The sequence below is a fragment of the Nitrosomonas sp. Is37 genome, assembly GCF_033063275.1.
Lineage (GTDB): Bacteria > Pseudomonadota > Gammaproteobacteria > Burkholderiales > Nitrosomonadaceae > Nitrosomonas.
In genome coordinates this window covers 100,598-117,234 of record NZ_JAWJYP010000009.1, presented here as the reverse complement: position 1 = coordinate 117,234, position 16,637 = coordinate 100,598, and the positions used below count along the sequence as shown (strand labels likewise).

Annotated in this window: 14 protein-coding genes and 2 pseudogenes; 11 read left to right on the top strand and 5 right to left on the bottom strand. The window is 44.8% G+C overall.

The genetic code is table 11. From position 1 onward, the window contains the following. Both R2Q26_RS06190 and R2Q26_RS06185 read left to right on the top strand, forming a co-directional pair. The coding region (locus tag R2Q26_RS06190) for a cadherin-like domain-containing protein (RefSeq protein WP_317535477.1) at nucleotides 1-1,491 on the top strand (1,491 nt) is incomplete at its 5' end. A 121-nt stretch (nucleotides 1,492-1,612) separates the two neighbouring features. Next, nucleotides 1,613-2,047 (top strand): annotated as a pseudogene (locus R2Q26_RS06185) (IS5 family transposase); the annotation flags it as partial. 143 nt (nucleotides 2,048-2,190) lie between these two features. Here the strand turns inward: R2Q26_RS06185 and R2Q26_RS06180 are convergent. The 4 genes and pseudogenes from R2Q26_RS06180 to R2Q26_RS06170 form a co-directional block, all read right to left on the bottom strand. Then, nucleotides 2,191-2,379, bottom strand: coding sequence for a hypothetical protein (locus R2Q26_RS06180; RefSeq protein WP_317535476.1), 189 nt, complete (start codon nucleotides 2,377-2,379; stop codon nucleotides 2,191-2,193). Between the two features lie 251 nt (nucleotides 2,380-2,630). Continuing rightward, entirely contained in the window at nucleotides 2,631-3,596 is a 966-nt protein-coding gene (locus R2Q26_RS06175; RefSeq protein WP_411182326.1) for an IS481 family transposase, read from the bottom strand. Nucleotides 3,597-3,683: 87 nt separating this feature from the next. After that, a pseudogene (locus tag R2Q26_RS15500) lies at nucleotides 3,684-3,896 on the bottom strand (transposase); the annotation flags it as partial. Between the two features lie 20 nt (nucleotides 3,897-3,916). Next, complete coding sequence (locus tag R2Q26_RS06170) at nucleotides 3,917-4,219, bottom strand: transposase (protein WP_317535474.1); 303 nt, start codon at nucleotides 4,217-4,219, stop codon at nucleotides 3,917-3,919. 383 nt (nucleotides 4,220-4,602) lie between these two features. On the opposite strand from R2Q26_RS06170, the gene R2Q26_RS06165 reads away from it, so the two are divergent. Further along, a complete protein-coding gene (locus R2Q26_RS06165) occupies nucleotides 4,603-5,589 on the top strand; it encodes a multicopper oxidase domain-containing protein (RefSeq protein ID WP_317535473.1) in 987 nt (328 codons plus the stop codon). A gap of 51 nt (nucleotides 5,590-5,640) precedes the next feature. Continuing rightward, on the top strand, nucleotides 5,641-8,388 hold the full coding sequence (locus R2Q26_RS06160; RefSeq protein WP_317535472.1) for a multicopper oxidase domain-containing protein: 2,748 nt from the start codon (nucleotides 5,641-5,643) through the stop codon (nucleotides 8,386-8,388). Nucleotides 8,389-8,502: 114 nt separating this feature from the next. On the opposite strand, the gene R2Q26_RS06155 is transcribed toward R2Q26_RS06160, so the two are convergent. Continuing rightward, nucleotides 8,503-9,339 carry an SDR family oxidoreductase gene (locus R2Q26_RS06155; protein WP_317535471.1) on the bottom strand — a complete coding sequence of 279 codons (837 nt, stop codon included), beginning with the start codon at nucleotides 9,337-9,339 and terminating at the stop codon, nucleotides 8,503-8,505. A gap of 136 nt (nucleotides 9,340-9,475) precedes the next feature. Here R2Q26_RS06155 and R2Q26_RS06150 point away from each other — a divergent pair, with 136 nt between their 5' ends. The 7 genes from R2Q26_RS06150 (at nucleotide 9,476) to R2Q26_RS06120 (ending at nucleotide 16,577) form a co-directional block, all read left to right on the top strand. Beyond that, a complete protein-coding gene (locus tag R2Q26_RS06150) occupies nucleotides 9,476-9,832 on the top strand; it encodes a DUF6164 family protein (protein ID WP_317535470.1) in 357 nt (118 codons plus the stop codon). A 71-nt stretch (nucleotides 9,833-9,903) separates the two neighbouring features. After that, a complete protein-coding gene (lnt, locus tag R2Q26_RS06145) occupies nucleotides 9,904-11,397 on the top strand; it encodes an apolipoprotein N-acyltransferase (RefSeq protein ID WP_317535481.1) in 1,494 nt (497 codons plus the stop codon). 44 nt (nucleotides 11,398-11,441) lie between these two features. After that, a complete protein-coding gene (gene glyQ, locus R2Q26_RS06140) occupies nucleotides 11,442-12,359 on the top strand; it encodes a glycine--tRNA ligase subunit alpha (RefSeq protein ID WP_317535469.1) in 918 nt (305 codons plus the stop codon). Nucleotides 12,360-12,361: 2 nt separating this feature from the next. Beyond that, a complete protein-coding gene (gene glyS / locus R2Q26_RS06135) occupies nucleotides 12,362-14,560 on the top strand; it encodes a glycine--tRNA ligase subunit beta (protein WP_317535468.1) in 2,199 nt (732 codons plus the stop codon). Nucleotide 14,561: 1 nt separating this feature from the next. Continuing rightward, nucleotides 14,562-15,101 (top strand): D-glycero-beta-D-manno-heptose 1,7-bisphosphate 7-phosphatase, encoded by a 540-nt coding sequence (gene gmhB / locus R2Q26_RS06130; RefSeq protein WP_317535467.1) that lies wholly within the window; start codon nucleotides 14,562-14,564, stop codon nucleotides 15,099-15,101. Beyond that, complete coding sequence (locus R2Q26_RS06125; protein WP_317535466.1) at nucleotides 15,098-15,880, top strand: lysophospholipid acyltransferase family protein; 783 nt, start codon at nucleotides 15,098-15,100, stop codon at nucleotides 15,878-15,880. Before gmhB ends, R2Q26_RS06125 begins: the two co-directional genes overlap by 4 nt. Further along, nucleotides 15,828-16,577: a SprT family zinc-dependent metalloprotease gene (locus R2Q26_RS06120; RefSeq protein ID WP_317535465.1), complete on the top strand. Its 750-nt coding sequence runs from the start codon at nucleotides 15,828-15,830 to the stop codon at nucleotides 16,575-16,577. Before R2Q26_RS06125 ends, R2Q26_RS06120 begins: the two co-directional genes overlap by 53 nt. Nucleotides 16,578-16,637 lie beyond the last annotated feature (60 nt).

The window sequence follows — 16,637 nt, the reverse complement described above, 5'->3', positions numbered from 1 at the left end:
GGTAACGGCGGCAGCATTGCTGCGACACAAAGCTACATTTTAGCAGCTGTTAATGACGCCCCAACTGGAACTGCTACTGGTACATTGATCAATGGAACCGAAGATATCGCTTATCCAATCAGTGCGGCTATGCTGCTCCAAGGATTCAATGATGTCGATGGAGATGATTTAAGCGTAATAAACCTGACGGCTACCAATGGCACCCTGCAAGGCATAAGCGCTGACTCCTGGAATTTCATTCCGACATCCGACTACAACGGCTTGGTAACATTGACCTATCAAGTCAGCGATGGTGCAGGCGGTACAGTGGATAATGTAAGCCGTACTTTCAATCTCGCGCCTGTGAACGATGCGCCTATTGAATTATCTGCCGGTGTATTAGCCAATGGTGAAGAAGATAAAGTTTACACGATTTATCAAAGCGATCTATTGATGGGCTTCAGTGATGTAGATGGCGATAGCCTGAATGTGACTGGTTTGTCTATCAATCATGGAACTCTTGGTACGTTCAATAGTAGTACAGGTTCCTGGGCATTTACGCCAACCAAGGATTTTAATGGAATTGTCAATCTGAGCTACGGCATTACCGATGGCAAGGGCGGCAATATTTCCGGCATTGATCGCAGCTTTGTCCTGGATCCTGTGAACGATGTGCCGGTACCGGGTGACGATACGCGCAGTCTTAACGAAGACGCCACGCTTGTGATGAGTTTTGCAGATCTGCTGGCCAATGATCAAGACGCAGATGGCTCTGCGGCTACGATCATCTCAATTGATAAAACTGGCACGGCGGGCAGTATTGTGATTGATACTGTGAATAAGACCATTACTTACACTGCAGATGCTGATGAATTTGATTTGTTGGCAACGGGTAACATTACCGCCGATAGTTTCAAATACACCCTGCAAGGCAGCTCTGGAGAAACCAGCGTAGCGAATGTAATTTTGAATATCACTGGCATTAATGATGGCAATTCAAATTTGTCGGGCACCACCCAATCAGACACCCTGAATGGCACAGCGGGTGAAGACCGCATTAGGGGTAACAACGCTAACGATATCCTAAATGGTGGAGATGGTGCGGACGATTTATTTGGTGAAAATGGTGATGACATACTAAATGGGGGAAACAGTATCGATAATCTGTTTGGCGGTAGCGGCAATGACAGACTGGATGGTGGTAATGGCAATGATTGGCTGGCTGGTGAGAAAGGTGACGATAAACTGACCGGTGGCAAAGGAATGGATGTATTTCTGTTTGCGAAAGCTGGCGGTAATGACATCATTACCGATTTTGCTAATGGTATCGACAAAATCCAGATTGCTGCTGATACCGGCAAAACGAGTTTTAGCCAGTTAACGATAACAAGCGGAACTGACTCTAATGGTGTTATTTATTCCACAATCAATCTTGGGAGTGGCGGCCAGGTTATCCTGACCGGCATTTCTACTGCTGACCTGGACATGACTGATTTTATTTTCCCAGTTTGAAATTTATTGAAAGTAAATGAATAGTACCTAAGGTCTGTTGACAATTTCAGATAAGTATTTAATAAATAGAAGCAAACTCGTAATATGGGAGTCCCTATATCACCAATAAAACGAGTTTGCAATGCCCCAATTGATGCTCAGTGATGAGTTCTGGTCGAAGCTGGGGAAGATTCTGCTTCAGGAAGCTATTTATAACAAGCGCAATTTGCGCATGACGGTAGAAGGTATGCTGTATCGAATGCGGGTTGGTTGCTCGTGGTGAGACTTGCCGAAGGCATTTGGAAGTTGGAATTCTATCTACAAAAGATTCAATGCGTGGTCATTAAGTAGCAAGTGGATCAGGATTTTCAAGGTGCTGACCATTGATCCGGATTGGGAGTGGAAATTTATTGATGGCAGCTATGTTAAGACACACCAGCATAGTGCGGAGGCAGCCGATAAGAAGCCGCAGGCCATCGGTAAAAGCCGTGCAGGGAATACCACAAAGATTCATCTGGTGGTTGATGATTATGGTTTGCCAGTTGAATTTGAAATCACTGGTGGAGAAATCAATGATCCTAAAAAATGCAGTTGCCCATCATTTTAGTGGATCAAGAGTTGAACTTGGGGTAGGTCGATAGCTGTAAATGTCTATTTGAGATGGTCGCACACGTTATGCCACACGGTAGTTGTTTTCAACTGCTCTGCAGTAGTTTTAGCCTAAGCTTGAAGCTGTGCAGAAATTTGCGTGAGCAGCTGTTTTGCCTTCTTGAAATGGGCATGCAAACCAGTCAGTGTGAGGGTGGTCTGACTGGCATGCTCGGTTCGTCGCCCGATTGACGACATCAACCACGGCCGGCTGGTTATAGTTTCGCGCCGTCCCTCAGGGCTAGCCAGACGAACAAACAAACTCCACCAATTATCCTTATAGCGTTTTTTAGGATTATTTTGATGAAGAAATATAGATTTTCAATTTAAAACTTGATATGAAATAATTTTAGAAACAGCGGAAGACTGTGGCTAAGCAGCTCTCATAATGGATAAAAAATAAGGATTAATTTTTATGCTTAGGAAGATCACTAAAATTGGGGATATAAACACTTCTAATAATCATGTAGTACATCAAGTAATTGAAGACTTTCATTTTTATAGCCAATTACCTAATTGTTTAGTCCCACGGTGTGCTGGAAAGGGTCAACGTTAAAGCGTTCAGGTTCTTTTGTCCATATATTGCAGATATATTCGTAAGGGGTAAGACCCTTGAGTGTTTTGAGCCTGCGGGCGAAGTTGTAGGCCATCAAGAAGCTGTGCATGTGGGCTTTCAACTGATCGTGGGAGGCATAGTAATACCGCTTTACGGTGGCTTCCTTGAGAGTTCTGTTCATGCGTTCCACCTGTCCGTTCGTCCATGGATGTTTTGGTTTTGTGAGTCTGTGTTCGATGTTGTGCTCGTTGCAGCAAAGATCAAACATATGTGTGATGTATTGCGCTGTCGGTCCATTACGGTAACGTGGCGGATGGCAGAACTGGCTGCCATTGTCAGTCAGGATGGTGTGGATTTTATAAGGAACAGCCTTGATCAGATTACGCAGAAACGCGGTCGATATCTCTCTATCCGATTTATCGTGTAATTCCACATAAGCGAACTTCGATGTCCGGTCGACGGCAACGAACAGATAAAGCTTCCCTTCTTTTGTGCGCGCTTCAGCCAAGTCGATATGAAAATAGCCAATCGGATAGTTTTTAAATTTCTTCTTTGCAGGCTTATCACCCTCGACATCCGGCAGACGGCTGATGCCGTGACGCTGATAACAGCGATGCAAGGTCGAGCGTGACAAATGCGAGATCATGGGCTGCAACGCATATAGGCAATCGTCTAGAGGCAAGAGCGTATGCCGCCGAAAAGCCACACACAGAGCTTCTTCTTCTGGCTTCAAAACCGTGGAGGCAGGTTCCTTTGGTCCCATCGGCGCATCATGGATAAAGTCACGTTTGCGCCACTTGGCTACGGTTTTCGGATTGATGCCGTACCGCTTCGCCAGAACGTTCAGGCTCTCTTGACTATGTTGTATCGTTCGACGCACCGCCTCCGTCGTGCGGGCGCTTCCATGCAGAATTTGTCCCATAATGCCTCCTTCCGTAGCTGTTCGTATATTATACCAGTACACCGTGGGACTAAACACTCTCTCTCTCTCAACAAAGTCTACAGCAGTACCCCGATAGCCTGCGTCACCGGAGAAGACGCTCATACGCGGAGATTTTTCCACTGTCGCACGCAATACGGAATGAGCTGCCTTAGTGTCATGAATATTCGCAGCATGAACAACGACCTGGATCAGATGGCCTAGCGTGTCAACCACGATATGGCGCTTCCTACCCTTGATTTTCTTGCCCCTGTCGAAGCCACGGAAATCACTGTATGACACAGTCTTAACGCTTTGCGAGTCTATGATTCCAAAACTGGGGGTTGGCTCTTTGCCGCTTTTTTTCGATGGAGTTCATTGATCTCGTCCAGTACGTTCTCCCAGATATTCCGTTGGTTCCAGCGCCAATAGTGGTCGTAAACAGTTTTCCACGGCGGAAAATTCATGGGCAGCATGCGCCATTGAGCACCAGTTTTGCTGATGTAGAGAATCGCATTAACGATGATACGTTTGCTATGTGTCGGCTTTTGTCCCCGAGGATCTTTGCGCTCAAAATGGTGGGCAACCAATGCCCATTCCTCGTCAGATAAATCACTTGGATACATAGAATTCATAAAATAGTTGAGAACATCGTTGCAACTATATGACAAATCATCAAATTATTTCAAGACGGCCACTTAGTTGCTTATTTGACTTATAGGGGAAAGCTATGCAGGAGTCTTTATATTTTTGTCACCACTCCACTCCAACTTCCTATGCCTAATCGATGTTTTTCTCAATCTGTATGCTATCTGTAAGTAAATTAATGCTAAAAATCATTCCGCTAAATATAGAAGCAGAAATGGAGGTCATTAACTTAGATATATTGAATATATATAAATATTGATTTGAATTTATTTAAAAAATAATTATGAACAGTTAAGCGGTTATTTTGAAGCTGTGATAAATCGTACTTTAATCTAACCACGCCAAAGGGAGGGCGATAAAAATGGGGGGTAAACTCGTTCCAGAGCTAGTTGCAGATAGCTTCAATTCATCGCATAAAAGAAAAAAGAAATGCGATTTACGCTCATCATCAACCATTTGGTCGATGATGTTGCTTGTCATATCCTTGCTATTTTGGGGGAGTAATGTATTAGCAGGAAATCTTCATCGCATCGGCATGTTTGCTGAGGAAATTCAAGGTGGTTATTATGCTTATCGCATGATGCGATATGAAATTATAGGCCAAGATGGTAACTCAGCTGATATAACCAGCCGCTATAGCAATGCGGCTACGATTCCAGGACCGACCATAATCATTACTGAAGGTGATGAGGTTGAAATCGAACTCATGTATCAAATTCATCCCGATAGGGAAAATTCTAAGCATAATCAAGTCAGCATACACGTGCATGGGGTTCACTACGATAAAGACAGCGATGGTACGTTGAAATATATCAATCTGTACAAAGATGAAAGTGCTACCCCTGTCATGTCGTATACCTACCGTTGGCATGCTGCACTCGGCACTGCCGGCACATGGCCCTATCATGATCACAATATGGATAGCCATAATGGTGCTGAAGATAGGGGACTCTTTGGAGCGCTTATCGTGAATCCTGCATCTGCTGCAATGAATAACATTAAAAAGGAATTTGTTCTTTACATTGTTGATGACGCTTTTGTAGGAATGGAGACCAATAACACGACTGGTCAGCACACGCCTCTTTGGGTTAATCCTACTCTGACTACAGAGAAAAATAGCGATGTCAGATTTCATGTGCTTGCATTGGGCACCAATTTCCATCAATTTCAACTTAATGAGTACACATGGGTAGATCCAGGGACGGTTAATCAGATCAACACAAAAGCGATAGGCCCTCTTGAAAAACATGTATTTGTAGTTAATGCAACTCATTCTTCAAGCTATATGGATACAGCTTTCTCAAGCGTATTACTCGGCATGAAAGGCGATTTTGTTGTCGCTCATTAAGGTCAATTTCTAATGAAAGGAAATATGAGTTCACATATTTATGGAAAAAAAATGAAAACCATTACAGCAATTATATTGTTTATTACAACATGGCTGTTTTCCTCGATTACGCTGGCAGCCTCGCATAACATCATATTATCAGCCGAAACACTTCCTAATGGGCAATATGGTTATAAAATGATCAGCCATACCACTGATGGTGCTGCGCCAAATTATCCAGCCGACGCAGTTATTCCTGGTCCCACTTTGTTTGTACAGGGAGGAGATGTCGTTAATATTCAACTCACAAACAATACCAATATCAAAGTTGGATTCAATGTTGGTGGATTATCTGTCGGTAATGCCATATCCATTTTACCGAAACAGACAAGGAATTATAGATTTAACGCCGATAAAGTGGGTACTTTCCCCTATGGTGATGAGAAGTCAGCATTACTGGGATTATTTGGCGCCATTGTAGTGGATGATCCAAGTGGGAAGGTGCAAAGCTTTCTCGATGGTGATGGGACGCTAACTGCTGTCAAGCGCGATCAACTAAACAAAGAGTTCGTTATGTTCATGGTTGGCTCAACCTTCTGGGGAGCCGAAATCAGTGCGGATGGCACACAAAAACCGTTGTGGACTAACCCGACTTTGGGTGCAGTTGAGAATCAGCTTGTGCGCTTCCACGTTCTTGCAGTTGGTCATGCTCATACTTTCCATTTACATGCACATCGCTGGCCTGATTCGACCAATAATGGCAATACAGCTTCATCAAATATCATCGATGTTAAATTGATGAACAGCCCTCATAGTAGCCATACTTTTACCATTAAAGCTGGAACAGGTGTGGGGCCAGGTGTCTGGCAATATCACTGTCATGTGATGTCACATATGCAATCCGGCATGAATGGCAAATTCCATGTAGTTACAGCTGGATCGGGTGAGACAGGCGACAGCATCGCTGGCGCCTCTCCCCGTGGCAAAATATTTTTGAACGATAGTGATGAACCGGGTCTGGTTACCTTCATTATGTCGGACGAACCAGGTAGCTGGTTTAGAAGTGCGCGAGGAGATGCATTAAGCCCTGTGACTCACACTAAATCACTGGAAATTATTCCTCCAGGCAACAGTGTTCATTTCATCATGTCCGACACCAACGGTGTACATACCGTTACCAATCTTCTGTGGCCGAGCGATGCAGGGAAAAATGATCATGGCGGAGATCATTTTATGATTCCTATTGACGAGACTAAAGCTTACCGGGGTGGTGGCATAGTACAACTCAATGTGCCTGGCTTATATGTATTTACCTGCAAGATTCACCCATTCATGTTCGCAGCAGTCATTGTTGATGATCCTAAAACAGATGGATTGGATCTCGGTAATACCATCGATCTGGTATCAGGTATCAAAGACTTGCCTACCAGCAGTGACTTGGCAACCCGTTTAGTAAGTACCTTCTTTATTGCCACCACACCGAGTAATTGGCGAGATTTTACCTCAGCTAATCCTTGGCACGTAGCCTATCCAAATGTGGATGTTGTAACTGATGCGGGCAAACTCTCATTGGTGGAGGTTCTTGAAGCAAGGTATGGTCAGGATGTTAAACTGGCACCATTATTTAACCCGACTACACCGGGTGTAGGTGAAGTATGGGTCGACACTCAGTTTGAGAAAACATCTGGTAAAACCAAACCCGGCACTATTACTGTTCTGGATACCAGTGACTGGACACTTAAAAGAAAAATTGCACTACCGCAGATTAATATGAATAATCCACATAACATGTGGGCTGATCGCGATCATTCAGTCGTTTATGCAACTCAGTGGTTTGATACCAAACTGACTTTGATCGATCAAAAAACAGGTAAGTTGATCAAAAATATCCACGTTGGGGATACTCCTTCGCATGTTATGACTCTTCCTACTACGGACGATGTGACTATAGCGATTCATGGTGAGAATGGCGTAGTCCGCATGCCTGTCGGTACTACCGAGGTGGATTACATGATGCCGACCCAACAGCATGGACAAGCCCCGGCTAACCCACATGGGCACTGGATTTCTGCCGATGGTAAACGCATCATTACGCCTAATGAAAATACCGGTGATGCCGGTATTTATGACACAGAAACAGGCCAAATCGTGGCTAGAACACAGACAGGTGGGGGGGCGCCTGCACCACATCCAATTGCTATCGGTCTGATGCCGGATTCCAGTAAAGCTTATGCTGCGAATTTGCTGCATCACAGCATTAGTGTGTTGGATGGCAACAATGGCGCACTGTTAAATACCATCAATTTGATTGCTGATTATAATCCAGTTACCGGTGAATTCGCGGATAAAGATGGAAATGGAGTAGTCGCCGTTGGCGTGCTTCCGATTCAGACTCCAGTATCACCGGATGGCAAAGTAATGGTAACTGCTTCGATGGGTGGACAGATTGTCATCACTGATACGACTACTAATAAGATCGTTAAAATGCTGTCATGTGATCCTGGCTGCCATGGGGCAAACTTTGGTGCCAAACAAGGCGGTGGTTACTATGCTTATGTTTCCAGCAAGTTCTCCAACCGTCTGATCGTTGTTGATCCCGATCCAAATGGTGATGGCAAATTGGATGATGCTGAGATCGCCGGTTCCGTTTCCATGGTGGCTGATAAGGGTGTGCCAAAAGATGATACTGTCAGCAGTCTGGCTGGATTTGGTGGTCAGGGCGTGTTGCCACTGCCCATTGTCTATAATGGCTGGGTACAGAATCTCCCAAGTGAATGGAGCGCAGGATTAACAGATAATCAACGTAATCCAATCCACTAGATGGAGAATTAGGTATCAAGTATAAAATTAAAAAACTTTTGTAGTCATAACATAACGCTAATCAGATATTTTCTGGTTAGCGTTATTTTTGCTTAATAACGGATAAAGTTGGGATTAATTGCTATTACCAGCTTTAGCAAGCAATTTATCTAACAAACGAATGCTCAGGAAGCGTTTGAGGAAACCAAATAAATAGGTGGGGAAAGTAACGTAATAACGCGGTTGAGGGTTGTGCGCTTCAAGTGCATGAATGACTCTTTGAAGTACAGCCTCGGGCGGCAGTGTGAAAGGAACGGCTGGCCCTTGCTTGTTGAGTCGATTCAATACCCTGAGGTATTTTTCACCATGGAAGCTATTGTCTATATCGATATATTTTTGTAATGCCTTAAGTGCGTTAGCCCGGAATTGAGTAGCAATCGGACCTGGCTCGATCAAGCTTACAAAGATTTGAGTACCCATCAACTCAAGACGGAGCGTATCGCTCAATCCTTCGATAGCATATTTGGAAGCATTGTAGGCGCCGCGAAATGGCATGGCTGCAAAACCAAGCACAGAACTATTCTGGATAATTCGACCATAACCTTGCTTGCGCATGATGGGCAACACAAGATTTGTCAACTCTAGCCAGCCGAAAACATTGGTTTCGAATTGTGCACGTAAGGCGTCGCGACTTAAATCTTCAACTGCTCCCGGTAAACCATAGGCGCCATTATTGAACAGGGCATACAATTGACCATGAGTGCGATGCATGATTTCTTTAAATGCTTGCTGAATCGAATCTGGATCATTTAAATCTAGACGAAGGCTTTCTAGCCCTTCAGCTAGTAACATTTCGACACTTTCCCGCCGTCGCGCTGTGGCGAATACGCGATAGCCTCGTTTGTGCAATGCATGGGCGACACAATAACCAATGCCGCTGGAGCAACCAGTGATTAAAATAGATTTTTTCATCAACCAAGCTTATCTTGAAAAACCATTCATATTTGTTTTGGACTTGACACAAGAAAAAGCATAATCATAGCATCACATAGATAGATTCATTACAAATGACATCACAATGATCATAATTGAATAAATGGCAAGAATATTGTTTAAACTACGAAACGTTCCAGATGATGAAGCAGAAGAAGTGCGCGAGTTACTGATCAACCATCATATTGATTACTATGAAACATCTGCTGGCAATTGGGGTGTTTCAATGCCAGCTCTCTGGGTAAAAGATGATAATCAATTCCGGAAAGCAAAAGAATTACTTGATGTTTATCAGGAAGCACGTTCAATACGGATCAGGGAAGAATACGTCCGACTCAAAAGAGAAGGCAAAAACAAAACGGTGTTGGATAGTATGAAGAAAAATCCTGTCTTGTTTGTTGCCTATATATTGATTGTGCTGACCTTGCTTTACTTGCCATTCAAGCTGATCATGGAGCTAGCCAGGTTGTAGTTTCTTATTTTATTCCCTCGTTGCTCGAAATCATTTGAGATCTTTTTGCTTAGTGGTCCGAATTGAACCAAATTAATTTAAAAATAATCATTTCTTTCCTATCAGGTGCGCTTACTGTTCTAGGGTTTGCACCGTTTTATTTTTTTCCAATCCCCTTAGTTACCCTGGCGTTACTAATCTATTTCTGGCGTAAGAGTGTAAAGCCTTTAAGTGCTGCAATGCTGGGTTTTTCTTTCGGCATGGGGATGTTTGGTGCAGGTGTAACTTGGATTTATGTCAGTCTGCATGATTTTGGCGGTATGCCGATGCCATTGGCTGTATTGGCTTTGATCCTGCTCTGTGCTTATCTCTCGTTGTTTCCTGCATTCACTGGATGGATTTCGGTAAGATTGCGCACTGCTGCGCCAGCTATTTGGCCATGGATGGTTGCGTCGTTATGGATGTTATCAGAGTGGTTGCGTGGTACCTTGTTTACTGGTTTTCCCTGGCTAGCGGTCGGTTATTCGCAGGCACCCTATAGCCCTCTCGCAGGTTTTGCTCCAGTAGTGGGGGTCTATGGTATTTCGCTACTGCTGGTTGTGAGTGCTGGCTGGCTATCAGGCTGGTTTGAGCAAAGGCGTGCATGGCGATTTTTATTCTTTCTGAGTGGTATCTGGGCAATAGGCCTGGGACTACAGTGGATAAACTGGACTCAACCCCAAGGGGATGTCTTGAAGGTAAGTTTATTACAGGGAAATATTCCCCAGGATCTAAAATGGCGAGAGGATCACCTCATAACGACTATGGATACTTATGCTAAGCTTATCGGGGAAAGTAACAGTCAATTGATTGTGACACCAGAAATATCAATTCCGCTGTTTCACGAAGATGTGCCATTTGATTACTTGTCTGAGCTTGCCGCGCATGCGAGAACAAATGATGGCGATGTGCTGATCGGCATGGCTGAATCAGTATCGTCGGACAGAAGTGAATACTACAATACCATGTTCAGCCTGGGTGTATCTCCTGAACAACGTTATCGGAAACACCATCTTGTGCCATTTGGGGAATATATCCCGTTAAAGCTCGTATTTGACTGGATCATCCAGGTGTTAAATATTCCTTTATCAGATTTCCTACGCGGGTCACTCGATCAGCAGCCTTTGCATCTGGCTGGACAAAGTGTGGCAATCAATATCTGCTATGAAGATGTGTTTGGGGAAGAAATCATCATGCAGTTACCCGAGGCATCATTGCTTGTCAATGTCAGCAATGATGCCTGGTTTGGGCGTTCTATCGGCCCTTGGCAGCACATGCAGATCTCACAGATGCGTGCCTTGGAAACAGGACGATACATGTTGCGTGCCACCAATACGGGTGTTACTGCCATCATTGATCAACGCGGCAATGTCATGCAGCAATTGGAAATGTTTACAACCGCTGGTTTACATGGGGTTGCACAAGGTTATTCGGGCGCTACGCCGTACGTACGTTTTGGTAATGGGCTGGTATTAGGATTGGCTGGCTTACTATTGATCATGGGGTGGCTATCAGTCTTTTTTTATAGGAAGCGTAAAACCCTGTAAAATACTTGCTGTAATCAACAAAACAGTTCTGAGCTAACTCTTACATGCCTATAATAACATTTCAGGATATGATTCTGACGCTCCAGCATTATTGGAGCAAACAAGGTTGTGCGCTATTACAGCCTTATGACATGGAAGTTGGCGCAGGCACAAGTCATACCGCTACTTTTCTGCGTGCACTGGGACCGGAGCCGTGGCGTGCAGCGTATGTGCAACCATCGCGCCGCCCTAAGGATGGTCGTTATGGTAATAATCCGAATCGTTTGCAGCATTATTACCAATATCAGGTTGTGCTAAAACCTGCTCCGCAAAATATTCTGGACTTGTATTTTGGTTCGCTTCAGACATTAGGTTTAGATTTGAAGCTGAATGATGTCAGATTGGTTGAAGACGATTGGGAAAATCCAACGCTTGGGGCTTGGGGACTAGGCTGGGAAGTATGGTTGAATGGCATGGAAGTAACACAGTTTACTTATTTTCAGCAAGTCGGAGGTATCAATTGCAGGCCGATTACCGGTGAGATCACTTATGGGCTAGAGCGATTAGCAATGTATCTGCAAGGAGTGGAGAATGTTTTTGATTTAACTTGGACAGAAGGACTCAGCTATGGTGATGTTTATCATCAAAATGAAGTCGAGCAATCGACTTATAATTTTGAATGCAGCGATACTGAATTCCTTTTCCTCGCTTTCGGTGAATATGAAGAACAAGCTAATGATTTGATGGAAAAACAATTGCCGTTACCTGCCTATGAACAAGTACTAAAAGCAGCGCATAGCTTCAATTTACTGGATGCCCGAGGAGCCATCTCGGTCACCGAACGTGCGGCCTATATCGCGCGCATTCGCAATCTGGCACGGCGAGTCGCACAGGCTTATTACGATAGTCGTGAACGTTTGCAGCCTTCCTTTCCACTGGCGCCGCGTGAGTGGGTGGCGCAAATACCCAAGAAAGCAGGGTGAGCATGATACCAAGAAATCTACTCATAGAGCTGCTGGTCGAAGAGCTACCACCAAAATCGCTGCATAAACTGAGTTCACATTTTGCTGAATCATTGCTAAATAGCCTGAAAAGCCAGAATTTAGCCATGCCTGATGCGGTGGTGACCGCATATGCAACGCCACGTAGACTTGCTGCTCATATTACTCATGTTTTGGTGCAAGCCCCTGATCAGGCCGTGACGACCAAGTTAATGCCCGTTTCGGTTGGTTTGGACCAGGAAGGGCGAGCTACGCCGGCTTTGGTCAAGAAATTGAGTAGTCTAGGGGTGGAAGCATTTGTTGTTTCGCAACTGACGCGGGCTATGGAGGGCAAGTCTGAAACGCTTTTTCTGGAGCGTGTTGTGCCAGGCATTGTGCTTGCTGATGGGCTGCAACAAGCAATTAATGATGCTATTGCGCAATTACCTATACCCAAAGTGATGACTTATCAGCTCGCAGATGGTTGGGAGAGCGTCAATTTTGTGCGCCCCGCTCATGGACTGATCGCGCTGCATGATGCAGAAGTCGTTCCTGTGAGCGTGCTGGGTTTGATTGCCAGCAATGTGACACAAGGCCATCGCTTCGAAGCAAGCATCCATCCTATCGTAATTAGGGAGGCGGATAGTTATAGCCAGCAACTGGAAACAGAAGGTGCGGTTATTGCCAGTTTTACCGAACGCCGTACCCGGATCTCGAATCAGCTTTCTGCTGCTGCAGCCAAAGAAAATTTGCAGCTTATTCAGGATGAGGCATTACTGGATGAGGTAACGGCACTGGTGGAACATCCCAATGTGCTGATAGGAAAATTTCCATCAGAATTTCTTGAAGTACCGCAGGAATGCCTCATTCTGACGATGAAAGCAAATCAGAAATACTTCCCGTTGCTGGATAGTGATGGAAAACTGGCAAATACATTTCTGATTGTAGCGAACATTTGCCCAGCAGATACTCATTTTGTCGTCGATGGCAATGAACGGGTCGTGCGCTCGCGTTTGGCTGATGCAAAATTTTTCTTTGACCAGGACCGGAAAAATACCTTGGCTTCGCGCATTCCTGGGCTGGACAAGGTGGTTTACCATCATCAGCTGGGTACACAAGGTTTGCGCATTGAATATGTACGTATCATTGCATGCGATATCGGACAAATGTTGGGTGGAAATATTCTGGCAGAACAAGCAGAGCAAGCAGCGAGATTAGCTAAAACGGATTTACTGACTGACATGGTCGGAGAATTTCCCGAGTTGCAGGGCATTATGGGGCGTTATTATGCTCAGCACGAGGGCTTGAGCGATGCTATTGCCTATGCGATAGAAGATCACTACAAACCGCGTTTTTCGGGCGATTCACTGCCACGTAATCTGGTTGGTGTTTGCGTGGCTTTGGCGGATAAGCTTGAAACTTTGATCAATCTGTTTGCTATCGGGCAGCTACCCACTGGAGATAAAGATCCCTTTGCGCTGCGTCGTCATGCCTTGGGTGTGATTCGTATCCTTATTGAAAAGGACCTGCCGCTTGAAATGAATAGACTACTTGAGCGAGTCATAGAAATTCTCCAGGATGAACGTATTGCAGAGCAATGGGCACAGCGGACAGTAGCTGAGACGCCAACTACTTATGCTGAGGAGAAGGCTCATCAGAAAAATGTCCGGCATGAGATATCTGCAGAGGTGAGCGGGCAATTATCAGATTTTATCTATGATCGACTGGCCGTAAGTTTGCGTGAGCAGGGTTATAGTGCGCAAGAAGTGGATGCAGTGTTGGCGCTCCATCCTCAACATTTGAATGATATTCCAAAACGACTTGCCGCTATTCGTGCTTTTGCCGCTTTACCAGAGGCAGCCAGTCTTGCTGCTGCCAATAAGCGTGTGAGTAATATCCTTAAAAAGGTTAGCGCTGCTATCAGCTCGCAAGTAGACGTTGAACTTTTGCAGGCGCCTGCCGAGCAGGCGTTATATCAAGCGTTAATCGAGCTGAAAGATAAGGTGGATAAGGCATTCCATGAGAAGGATTACACGGTTGCCCTGCAAATCCTGGCAGCATTAAAGGCACCGGTTGATGCCTTTTTTGATCATGTCATGGTCAATACCGATGATGACATGCTGCGTAACAATCGCCTGGCTTTACTTAAAAAACTTCAGCTGGTGATGAATCGAGTGGCCGATATTTCCAGATTGGCGAGCTAAAATGAAACTGATCATCCTTGATAGTAATGGTGTAATCAATGAGGTCAGTCAAACTTTTGTCAAATCACCGGATGAATGGAAACCCCTGCCAGGTAGCTTGGAAGCCATCTCACGACTTACCCATGCAGGTTATCGCGTGATCGTTGCGACTAATCAGTCTGGTATTGGGCGCGGGCTGCTTGACATGGCCACTTTCAATGCAATCAATGACAAGATGTTCAAAGCTGTTCACCACGCGGGGGGACGCATTGATGCGCTTTTCTTCTGCCCACATACCCAGCAGGATAAATGTGATTGTCGTAAACCAGAAACAGGCATGTTCCAGGAAATCATGCAACGTTATAGTACGGATCTCAAAGGCGTTCCTGCTATTGGAGATTCACTGAGGGATTTGCAGGCAGCGGTCGCGGTAGATGCTATTCCGATTTTAGTGCTCACTGGAAAAGGTGAAATGACTCATGCGAATAATAACCTCCCAGAAGGTACACAAATTTTTGCCGATCTGGCATCAGTCGTTGATGCATTGGTGAAGAAAATATGATACTGGCTGTATTGCGCTCACTGTTTTATACTTTATTACAGATCATCATCACTCCTCCCTATGCATTGATCACGCTCGCCTGTTATCCGCTTACTCCGCATTATCGTTATAAGATGACTTATGGCTGGACATGTATCATGTTGTTTCTGCTAAGGGTAATCTGTGGTCTGCATTATCGTGTGATTGGTGCTGAGAATATTCCTGCTCAGCCAAGTATTGTGCTATCGAAGCATCAATCAGCGTGGGAAACTCTGGCATTACAACAAATTTTTCCTCCTCAGGTATGGGTGCTTAAAAAAGAGTTATTGCGCATTCCATTTTTTGGCTGGGGACTGGCAATGACCAATCCGATCGCAATTGATCGTAGTTCGGGTAAAGCGGCTTTACAACAAATTGTTGAGCAGGGTAAAGAAAGATTAGAACAGAATTTCTGGATCGTCATTTTCCCGGAAGGAACACGCATTCCTCCAGGTAAGACGGGTAAATACAAGATAGGTGGCGCGTGGCTCGCAACCCATACCGGTGCACAGGTTGTGCCAGTTGCGCACAATGCTGGAGAATTTTGGGGGAAAAATTCATTTGTCAAATATCCTGGAACAATTACGGTAAGTATCGGTAAGCCGGTTGATCCAACGGGGATGGACCCTGATGAACTTAATGCACGTGTACAAGCATGGATAGAAACTGAGGTGTCGCGTATCAGCTGTTTTGGGAAAGAAGAGGGTGATGGACAATTTGTTTCGATCTCAAACGAGTCGCTCAAAGACGCTGAAAAATGAAGCTCGTAGCATTACGCTGGCCGATAGGACAATCGGTTACACGCTTATCCGTCGTAACCGAAAAACGGTTGGGCTGAGAATCAACCGAGATGGTTTAACTGTTAGCGTCCCTTCGCAAGCGACTCTCAGCAGCATTGAGCGAGCACTACACAGTAAAGCTGCATGGGTCATCGAAAATCTGGATGCGTGGAAAGAGAAAAAAATTATCCAGCCTCAGTGGTGTCTGGATAGTACTTTCTGGTTGTTGGGCGATCCCTATCGATTGCTATTGACTGAATCAGAAAAGCTGCAACTCGTTCCGCAAGACAATAAAACAGATCAAATTGAGAAAATAACCCAGCAAATTGTATCGTTAACTTCCTGTCAAATCGAGAAATTCGTGATGACTTGGTATCGTAAACAAGCCAAGGCGTACATGAGTGAGCGGGTAGCGCTCTATGCAGATAAATTGGATGTGCCATTGCCGAAAGTAAGATTGTCCAGTGCGCGCACCCGCTGGGGAAGCTGTAGTTCAAATGGGACGGTATGCCTCAACTGGCGGCTAATACAGTTGCCACTTTCTCTGGTGGATTATGTGGTAGCGCATGAATTATCTCACCTTATCGAAATGAATCATTCTGCAGCATTTTGGAGAGTGGTCGAGAGCATTTATCCGGATTACCGGCAAGCTCAGGCAGAGTTAAAAAAAATCGGCTGAATAAATAAATACGATCCAAGATTTTATCTGAAGTTATGAGTCCAATTCATCATTACCATT